Here is an 8,387-nt window from a genome sequence, read left to right as displayed (position 1 = left end):
GCGCCTATAGCCGCTACCATCCGGCTTGACCTGCTGGATCCCAATGCCTATCATACTATACAGGGCACTGCGGGCCAGCCGACCCGGCTGTATTGAATCCTATACTGGAGCCTACGACTTTCATCAGCGTGAAGGAAGGCAGTCTGCAGAAAAGTGATTTCAGCATGGAGTTGTACCGCAACAAGGCAACTGGCAATCTGAATGTCCGTTACCAGAACTTTAAAGTAGATGTACTAACCAAAGACGATGACAAGCGCCAGTCATTTGGGAAGAAGATACTCTCGAAAGTAGCCAACAAAATAGTGATCACTTCTGACAATCCGAAGCAAGGCGAAGAGCTTCGACCCGGAGACATTCAGGTGGTACGCGCCAAAAGCCGCTCTGTCTTCAACTTCTGGAAAGACTGCCTCGTCAGCGGCTTCCGAACAGCAGCCGGTATAGAAGGTATTGGCGCAGACCTTAGCGACCCAAACAGGTAGAGGAGTTTAGGAATTTAAGAGTCAGAGAGTTTGGGAATTTCTGGTGTGGAATGGTTCAGAACCCGATTAATTATATTTCAACTTCTTTTTCAGCGCAATACTTACTGCTTTCTATCTCCTTGACTCCCAAAATCTAAAACTCCTAAACTTTCATCAGTTTCCCGTTGTTTTGATTAACAGTTTGCGGTACTTGGTAAAGATGCTTGATTTGGAAACGAAGCCCAGGTATAGCTCACCTTGGAGGACGGGCAGGTTCCAGGCGCCTGTCTCGTCAAATTTTTTCATCACTTCAGCCATTGTGTCGTTGTGGCGCACTACGGCAGGTGGTGCCGACATCAGTTCTGTTACCAGCACCTTGTCATACTTTTCCTGCTTGAACATGATCTCCCGCACATCTTCGAGTAGGATAATGCCTCTCAGTTTCTGCTGCTCGTCCACCACCGGGTATAAATTTCGGCGGCTGTGTGCGATCACCTCTACCAGTTCACGCAGTGTGGCGCTATACCTGACAGGTTGAAAGTCCGTCTCGACCAGGTGCCGGATCTGCATAATGCGCAGCACAGTGCGGTCTTTATTGGCGGTAAGCAGTTCTCCTTTCTGGGCCAGCTTTTTGGTATCGAGCGAGAAGGGTTCAAAGTACTTCACCATAGCAAAAGCAGTGGCCGATACGATCATCAGCGGGATCATTAGGGTATAGCCGCCCGATATTTCGGCAATCAGGAAAACGGCGGTCAGCGGAGCATGCATCACACCGCTCAGAATGCCGGCCATCCCAACTACGGTAAAGCTGCCTTCCGGCAATTTGTGGATCTGCAGCATATTAGCAAGCCGGCTAAAAAAAGAAACCCACGTGCGCCCCCACGAACATAGAAGGAGCGAAGTTACCACCATTGCCGCCACCTGCAATGGTGAAGGTGGTAGCCGCTACTTTTACCAGTGCCAACATCCCGACAAAACCCAGTACCAGCCATTCATTCGTGCCAAAGAACGATAGCCAGCTGTCTTGCAGCAGTGCTTCGGGTTTGCCGCTTTCAAGAAGTTTGACGGCACCGTAGCCTTCCCCAAAAAGCGGAGGAAACAACATGATCAGCAACCCGAGCAATACACCGCCCACCAGCGCCCGGCGGTAGGGCTGGTCCTGGAAGGGCTCAAAAAGTGCTTCGATGCGCCAGGCGGCCCGGCTGTAGTACACCGACATCAATCCGGTGAGGATACCCAGCAGGATGTAGAAGGGGACATGCGAGGCGGCGAAAACACCCAACTGGTCTGCAAAGAAAAGCAGCTCTTCCCGCAGGATGATGCGCGAACAAAGCGCCCCGACCACTGCGAGATGATCAATGGTATAAAGGCGGAGATGCTGATATCGGTGAGCAGCACTTCGATGGCGAAGAGCACACCGGCAATAGCGCATTAAAAACAGCCGCTATACCTGCCGCGGCGCCACAGGCCAGCAGCAGGGTACGGTCGCGGTAATTCAGGTGATACTCCCGCCCGAAATTAGAGCCTATGGCAGAGCCTGTTACCACAATCGGAGACTCCAGACCAGCTGAGCCTCCAAAACCAGCCGTAATACCACTGGTAAGTACGTGGGAGTACATTTTATGCGCTTCCACCATGCTGGATTTTTGCGATATGCTGTGCAGGATGCTGGCCGTGCCACGCCCCAGTTGTCCATTGAACATGACCCGCACCAGGAACACCACCAGCAGAATACCCACCAGCGGAAACACCACCAGCCAGACAGGCTCCTCAAGCAGGCGGTTGCCATACGCCAGCAGCTGCTGAATGTAATGCACCAGCGTTTTGAGCACCACGGCGGCAAGGCCTGCCGTGAGACCGACCAGCACACTGGAGATCAGGATGAAGTTACGTGTAGAGGTATGGCGGCGAAGCCAGAGAAGGGGTATTTTATACTTGCGGAACTGTGGCATGGGGGACTATACGCGAAAGGTCAGCCGGGTTTACGAAAAATACAATCAAAGGTCCGGTCTAAAAAAAACCTTGCGCATAAAAGTATAAACTATAGCCCGTTAGAAAAAAAATAACATAGGAAATCTAACCTGCAGGGCCGTTTTTTAGTTAATATAGTGGTTAATACCTAGCAGAAAACCTTACAAAATAGTCTATGCATCACGAGCCAGACAGAAGCGGAAACCTGATACTGAAAGACTTGCACGGCCATTTCCATGTCATTGGAGATGTGCACGGCTGTTTTGATGAATTGGTGCTCCTCCTCCGAAAGCTCGGATACACGATAGAGGATGACAAAGCTGACGGCAGGTACCGCGTGACACCGCCCGAAGGCTGCATGGCCGTGTTTGTAGGTGACCTGGTGGATCGGGGGCCTAACTCACCGGAAGTGCTGCGCCTGGTAATGGACATGATGGAGCAGGATGTGGCGCTTTGTGTGAGCGGCAACCATGACGACAAGCTGTACCGCAAACTGATGGGCCGTAACGTGCAGGTGCGTCACGGACTGGAACTGACCATGGCGCAGCTCGAAAATTATAGCAAAGCCTTTATTGACAGGGTTCGTGAGTTTCTGGGCCACCTGCCGCACCACATCATATTGGACGAAGGCCGCCTGGTAGTGGCGCATGCCGGCCTGGAGGAGCGCCTGCATGGGCGGCACAGCAAGTCGGTGCGCGACCTTTGTCTCTATGGCCCAACCACCGGAGAGTTGGATGCCCACGGCCTGCCTGTCCGCCTTGACTGGGCCGCTGACTACTCCGGCGTAGCTGTCGTGGTATACGGCCATACGCCTGTTCGCGAGCCCCGCTGGAAAAACAATACCATCAACATCGACACGGGCTGTGTTTTTGGAGGAAAGCTTACAGCGCTAACCTATCCCGACCACATCCTGACGACCGTCGATGCCTTCGATACCTATGCCGAGTCCATCCGGCCCTTCCTTCATCATCCCACGCACTAAGCCTGCTATACCTGCTTGTTGTCACGCTCATGGTCGCGGTGGGTGGTGTGTTCTTTGTGCAGGTAATCCTTGAACTCATCGAGATTAGTACGGTCCCAGAACGGGATCTTATTGCGCACAGCGGTACGACCGATCACGTGTGCCGCTACCGGAGAAGTCAGGAAGGTAAAGCCGATGATCAGCACCACTTTCAGAAACATGTCGGGCTCGTTGAAGTAGATGCCCATACCTGACAGGATAAGCCCGAGCCCCAGTGTGGCCCCTTTGGTGATGGCTGACATGCGGATGTAGAAGTCCGGAAAGCGCAGCAGCCCGATGGTGCTGATCAGCATAAACATGACGCCTATGATGATTAGCACCGAGCTGATGATCTCGCGGATGAGCAGAAAGTTGATGTCTTCGAGCATAGGCTAGCGGGTTGATTTCATGAGGTAATAGGCAAAAGAGATAGAGCCCAGAAAACCGAACAGGGACAAGATGATGGCGACGTCAATGAAGTCCTCGTTACCGGTGAGCTCAGTATAAATAGCCACGATGCCGATGACATTGGCCACGAACAGATCGAAGGCCGTGATGCGGTCAGGCAGCGAGGGACCCATGGCAAAGCGGATGCCGGTCATGATCAGGCAGAGGCTCAGGGCAGCCATGGCAAATATCAGTGTGAATGAAAAAAAACTCATCTTGTAAGTTGTAATAGTCTGCGTTCGAAACCGTGTTTTATAGTCTGTTTCGCCAGCTCCAGATCATTGTGCTTGATGTAAAGCGTGTGTATGTACAACACCTTACGGTCAGCACTCACATCAATGGAAAGTGAGCCGGGCGTGAGTGTGATGATACCGGACAGCAGGGTGATCTCCATATCGGTTGAGGCTGCCAGGGGCAGTGCAATCACCGTCGGTTTCATACGGTAGTTGGGCGTCAGGATGTCATAAGCTACCTTGAGATTGGCCACGACCAGCTCCTTCAGAAAAAACACGATAAAGGAGATAGCCTTCGGTAGTTTATGGAAGTAGGAGCGATGGTAGGAGGGCGTGGTCAGCCACAGGATAAACATGATGAACACAGCCACCACGACCGCCCAGATCGCATTGTACGGAAACATCGGCTCGCCATATTCGAAGTAGATGTAGCTGCCAAAGAAAGCGATCAGGAAGTGGATGATAAATGTTTTCATGCTATTTCTTCAATACGGCGTTGATGTATAATTCGCTGTTCAGGAGCTGCTCGGCTGCCAGTTGCGCCATCGATACCACCGGCTCGGCATACACCCCGATAAAGAGAATGAACAGTACCAGAAACAGCACCGGCAGATGGAGCAGGCGGTTGTCTTTTTTCTCGCGTGCTGTCACCACATCATCCAGCGGATCTGTCTCGGGCTTGTTTTTCCAGAATACCTCGTTCCAGATCTTGGTCATCGAAAAGATAGTGATCAGGCTGACGGCCAGGGAAACGAGTACTATAACAAAGCTGTCGATCTCAAAGCCTGCCTTGGCCAGCATGAACTTACCCCAGAAGCCGGAGAAAGGTGGGATGCCGGCCAGTGAGAAAGCCGATATAAAGAAAAGCACCGAGAGAAAAGGATGCTGCAGGTATACGCCACCCAGCTTTTTGAGTGCGAAGGTGCCCCGGTTATGCGCCACCACACCGCTGATCAGAAACAGATTGGTTTTGACCAGTATGTTGTGGATGATAAAGTATACACTTCCTGCAATCGCCAGTGGCGTGAATAGTGCAAGCCCCATCAGCATATACCCGATCTGGCTCACGATGTGGAAAGACAGGATCTTGCGGAAGTCATTCTGGGAAGCTGCACCAAACACCCCGATCACCATCGTGAAGCCCGCCAGCACAGTGAAAAGTGGAATGGTCAGCTCCTGGTCGGTGACAAATACCAACGTGAAGAGGCGGATCAGTGCATACATCCCTACTTTGGTGAGCATACCCGCAATAAAGGCAGAGATGGCAATGGGTGGCGTGTGATAAGAAGCCGGCAGCCAGAAAAACAGCGGAAAAATAGCCGCCTTGATACCGAAAGCAATCAGGAAAAACATGCCAGCCATGGTAATGAGGGCTGGGTGCGATACCGGCGTGCGAACGAGAACAGCCAGTTCCGCCAAATTGAGGGAGCCGAGTATACCGTATACCACACCTATACCTGTGAGCAGAAAACCGGAGGCCAGAAAGTTGATGGTGACGTACTTGATAGCCCCTTCCAGCTGCGGCTTGGTGCCACCCAGCGCGATCAGCACAAAGCAGCAGATCAGCAGCACCTCAAACCAAACGAAGAGGTTGAAAAGGTCACCTGTCAGGCAGGCCCCTGAAACACCCATCTGCAGGATGAGCAGCACCGGGTAGTAGCCAAAGGTCTGGCGGGCTTTGTCGAGCCCTTTGATGGAAAACAAGTAGATGGCCATGCCGATGATCGAGCTCGTGATCACCATCATGGAGCTGAACAGGTCTGCCACTAATGAAATACCGAAAGGGGCGGGCCAGCTCCCCACCTGGGTTGTTCGGATGCCATTGTCGTTCACATCGAAGAGCAGCAGGAAAGAGGCAATCAGCATACAGGCTTGTGCCAGAATGCCGATCACTTGTTGCGCTCGCACATACCGCCATGAGAAGAGGCTCAGGATAGCCCCAAACAGCGGAATGAGCAGTGGCAACATGATAAGCAGGTGGTTCATAGGGTGTGCTTAGTGTTTTTCTTCTATCTGGTCGGTGGTGTTCATGTCGTCGAGGTCGGTGGTGCCAAACGACTGGTATACCCGCTTGATCAGCACGATGGCGAAGGCCTGAATACCGAAGCCGATCACGATGGCCGTGAGTAGCAGGGCCTGCGGCACCGGATCGGCAAAAGGCTCTGTGGCCACACGCTCATCCTGCCCGATAATGGCTGAACCCCCGCGGGTAAGGCGACCGATCACAAACAGAAACAGGTTGGTTGCCAGGCCGAATAGGATCAGCCCAAGTATAAGCTTAAAGAAATGCCGGTGCAGAATCAGGTACAGACTCGCTGAAAAAAGGATACCGATCAAAAAGGGTAGTATGAGTTCCATGGTTTTATTCTTCTGACATCACAAAAGTTATTTTGAGCACCACCCCGATCACCAGCAGGTATACGCCAATATCGAACAGGATAGGGGTGCCCGGCTTGCCAATGATCGGGATGTAAAAGTCAGCCCAGTAGGCATGCATGAACGGCTGGCCAAATACCAAGCCCACGACCCCGCTGCCAGCTGCCAGGAGCAGTCCGGTGGCAATGATGTAGATGGGCTCGACGCGGATCATACGCTCTTTAATTTCCGGATGGTGGGCCATTTTTCTGCGGCGCCATACATTGACCCGCATCATGCGCATCAGGTAGAGCGACCGGCTCTGGTTGGGCTGCCTTGGGTAGCCGTAGAGATTTATCTTCAGGAAGGTATCCACGGTTTGCTGCGGACCGTGCGTCATGGTATGAAACACGAAGGCAATGGCTCCGATCAGTCCCCCGATAAAGCCCCCGCCCGGGTGGTTGTGGCCCCGAAACAGGGTATAGACTGAAAAGATGATGAAGATGGGTATGAGGATGCGGATGGCGACCGCAAGAATGACGGTTTTCATGGTTTGTCTCCTTTCTGCATGCGTAGTTTCAGCATCGCCAGTATACCTATCGCTGCTACGGCCAGCACCACGATCTCACCCAGCGTATCCAGTGCCCGGAAGTCTACCAGGATCACGTTCACAATGTTGCGCCCCTGCCCGAGCAGGTAGCTGTTTTCGCCATAGTAGGCTTTCAGTTGCGAGTCGAGCGGGTACTGCTTCACGATCAGGATCACATAAGTCATCATGGCTCCGAAGGCCAGCGAAAGCAGCACATACTTGTAGCGCTCTGAAGCATGTGAGAGGTAGCGGAATGCTGGTAGTTTGTGAAGTATCAGTACGAAGATCACAACCGTTAGCGTTTCGATGAGCAGCTGCGTGGCAGCCACGTCTGGCGCCCCAAAGAGGATGTAAAACAGTGCCATGGAATAGCCGATGATACCCATTACGGCAATGGAGGTGAGGCGGGAGCGTGACTTAAACAGGAAGATCAGCGCCGGCACGATCATCAGTAGCAATACCACCTCGTACATGCGCAACTGCGAGAGCTCCTGTAGGCGGTTAGTGAGCTCCAGCCTCGGCCCGTCTTTCCAGAGGGAGAGCACGATCAGGGCGATATGTGCCGTGATGATGGCGGCGATATAGCTGCGCAGGTAACCGTTCTGAATGGCGGCTGTAATTTTGGTAGCGCCGGCCAGGAAACCTTTGAGCGAGAGCTGGTACAGGTTGGCCGGACCTAAGCGATAGATTCCGTTGAAACGGTTGGCGTAGCTAAGCAGTCGGTTTGAAAAGCGGTAAACGACATAGCCCAGCGCCACCGTGAGCAGGCTCAGGCCCAGCACCAGGTTGAAACCATGCCACAGCGCCAGTTCAAACACCTGCTCCACACCCAACATCGCCTCGGCAGCGCGGCGCAGCAGGGGCGTTACAAAAAAGCCCGGCAGCAGGCCAAACACCAGCCCGGTGCTGGCCAGGATGACCGGTGGCAGGTAGAGCATGGCTTTGTCGGGGTGCTGCAGGGGAGTGGCCTCAACGGCTCGACGCCAGAAAACTCCATACCCTATGGCAATCGCCACAGCTACAAACACCATCCCAGAAAAGAAACTCACTGCAAAGAGCATCCAGCGAAAAGGACTTTCTTCGAGCGTGGCCTCGTACACGAGTTCTTTGCCAATAAAGCCAAAGAAGGGTAGCAGGCCAGCCATAGACATGCCGGCCAGCAGTGCCGCGATAGCCGTGAAGCGCATGGAGCCGGACAGACCGGTAAGCTGGGTCAGGTCCCGTGTGCCGGTGGCGTGGTCCACGTTGCCGGCCACCAGGCAAGAAGGATGGAGCCGCTTTTGTAGAGCGCAGTGCCAGCAGAAACACTACCATTGCCTCCAGTGCAGGAGCAG

General features: G+C 53.3%; 11 protein-coding genes and 1 pseudogene. 2 read left to right on the top strand and 10 right to left on the bottom strand.

All coding sequences use genetic code 11. The annotated features are described in order from the left end of the window. Positions 1-92: 92 nt before the first annotated feature. Positions 93-479 (top strand): hypothetical protein, encoded by a 387-nt coding sequence (locus O71_RS20685; protein WP_007661085.1) that lies wholly within the window; start codon positions 93-95, stop codon positions 477-479. Positions 480-632: 153 nt separating this feature from the next. Here the strand turns inward: O71_RS20685 and O71_RS26815 are convergent, their stop codons facing one another. The 3 genes and pseudogenes from O71_RS26815 to O71_RS26805 form a co-directional block, all read right to left on the bottom strand. After that, complete coding sequence (locus tag O71_RS26815; protein ID WP_007661084.1) at positions 633-1,298, bottom strand: CBS domain-containing protein; 666 nt, start codon at positions 1,296-1,298, stop codon at positions 633-635. Positions 1,299-1,311: 13 nt separating this feature from the next. Then, positions 1,312-1,803: a chloride channel protein gene (locus O71_RS26810; RefSeq protein ID WP_051017840.1), complete on the bottom strand. Its 492-nt coding sequence runs from the start codon at positions 1,801-1,803 to the stop codon at positions 1,312-1,314. A 94-nt stretch (positions 1,804-1,897) separates the two neighbouring features. Further along, positions 1,898-2,410, bottom strand: a pseudogene (locus O71_RS26805) (chloride channel protein); the annotation flags it as partial. A gap of 194 nt (positions 2,411-2,604) precedes the next feature. Between O71_RS26805 and O71_RS20675 the strand changes: the two are divergent. Further along, positions 2,605-3,411 carry a metallophosphoesterase gene (locus O71_RS20675; protein ID WP_007661083.1) on the top strand — a complete coding sequence of 269 codons (807 nt, stop codon included), beginning with the start codon at positions 2,605-2,607 and terminating at the stop codon, positions 3,409-3,411. 5 nt (positions 3,412-3,416) lie between these two features. Here the strand turns inward: O71_RS20675 and mnhG are convergent, their stop codons facing one another. The 7 genes from mnhG to mbhE are packed head-to-tail and all read right to left on the bottom strand — an operon-like array spanning position 3,417 to position 8,309. Further along, the gene (gene mnhG / locus O71_RS20670) at positions 3,417-3,818 is read right to left on the bottom strand and encodes a monovalent cation/H(+) antiporter subunit G (RefSeq protein ID WP_007661082.1); all 402 of its coding nucleotides are present in this window, start codon (positions 3,816-3,818) and stop codon (positions 3,417-3,419) included. Positions 3,819-3,821: 3 nt separating this feature from the next. Then, positions 3,822-4,091 (bottom strand): monovalent cation/H+ antiporter complex subunit F, encoded by a 270-nt coding sequence (locus tag O71_RS20665; RefSeq protein WP_007661052.1) that lies wholly within the window; start codon positions 4,089-4,091, stop codon positions 3,822-3,824. After that, complete coding sequence (locus O71_RS20660; RefSeq protein ID WP_007661050.1) at positions 4,088-4,585, bottom strand: Na+/H+ antiporter subunit E; 498 nt, start codon at positions 4,583-4,585, stop codon at positions 4,088-4,090. The genes O71_RS20665 and O71_RS20660 overlap by 4 nt, the downstream gene beginning before the upstream one ends. A 1-nt stretch (position 4,586) precedes the next feature. Next, positions 4,587-6,095: a proton-conducting transporter membrane subunit gene (locus tag O71_RS20655; RefSeq protein WP_007661049.1), complete on the bottom strand. Its 1,509-nt coding sequence runs from the start codon at positions 6,093-6,095 to the stop codon at positions 4,587-4,589. A gap of 9 nt (positions 6,096-6,104) precedes the next feature. Next, positions 6,105-6,467, bottom strand: coding sequence for a Na+/H+ antiporter subunit C (locus tag O71_RS20650; protein ID WP_007661047.1), 363 nt, complete (start codon positions 6,465-6,467; stop codon positions 6,105-6,107). A gap of 4 nt (positions 6,468-6,471) precedes the next feature. Continuing rightward, complete coding sequence (locus tag O71_RS20645; RefSeq protein WP_007661045.1) at positions 6,472-7,014, bottom strand: MnhB domain-containing protein; 543 nt, start codon at positions 7,012-7,014, stop codon at positions 6,472-6,474. Continuing rightward, the gene (gene mbhE / locus O71_RS20640) at positions 7,011-8,309 is read right to left on the bottom strand and encodes a hydrogen gas-evolving membrane-bound hydrogenase subunit E (RefSeq protein WP_007661043.1); all 1,299 of its coding nucleotides are present in this window, start codon (positions 8,307-8,309) and stop codon (positions 7,011-7,013) included. Before mbhE ends, O71_RS20645 begins: the two co-directional genes overlap by 4 nt. Positions 8,310-8,387: the final 78 nt, after the last annotated feature.

Origin of the sequence: Pontibacter sp. BAB1700 (assembly GCF_000277005.1) — a bacterium.
GTDB lineage: Bacteria > Bacteroidota > Bacteroidia > Cytophagales > Hymenobacteraceae > Pontibacter > Pontibacter lucknowensis.
This window is presented reverse-complemented; position numbering and strand designations above follow the sequence as displayed.

What these genes read in the sequence shown, in the direction of transcription:
- O71_RS26815 (WP_007661084.1), bottom strand. Translation starts at nt 1,298, where the DNA reads ATGCTGCAGATCCACAAATTGCCGGAAGGCAGCTTTACCGTAGTTGGG.
- O71_RS20675 (WP_007661083.1), top strand. Translation starts at nt 2,605, where the DNA reads ATGCATCACGAGCCAGACAGAAGCGGAAACCTGATACTGAAAGACTTG.
- mnhG (WP_007661082.1), bottom strand. Translation starts at nt 3,818, where the DNA reads ATGCTCGAAGACATCAACTTTCTGCTCATCCGCGAGATCATCAGCTCG.
- O71_RS20665 (WP_007661052.1), bottom strand. Translation starts at nt 4,091, where the DNA reads ATGAGTTTTTTTTCATTCACACTGATATTTGCCATGGCTGCCCTGAGC.
- O71_RS20660 (WP_007661050.1), bottom strand. Translation starts at nt 4,585, where the DNA reads ATGAAAACATTTATCATCCACTTCCTGATCGCTTTCTTTGGCAGCTAC.
- O71_RS20655 (WP_007661049.1), bottom strand. Translation starts at nt 6,095, where the DNA reads ATGAACCACCTGCTTATCATGTTGCCACTGCTCATTCCGCTGTTTGGG.
- O71_RS20650 (WP_007661047.1), bottom strand. Translation starts at nt 6,467, where the DNA reads ATGGAACTCATACTACCCTTTTTGATCGGTATCCTTTTTTCAGCGAGT.
- O71_RS20645 (WP_007661045.1), bottom strand. Translation starts at nt 7,014, where the DNA reads ATGAAAACCGTCATTCTTGCGGTCGCCATCCGCATCCTCATACCCATC.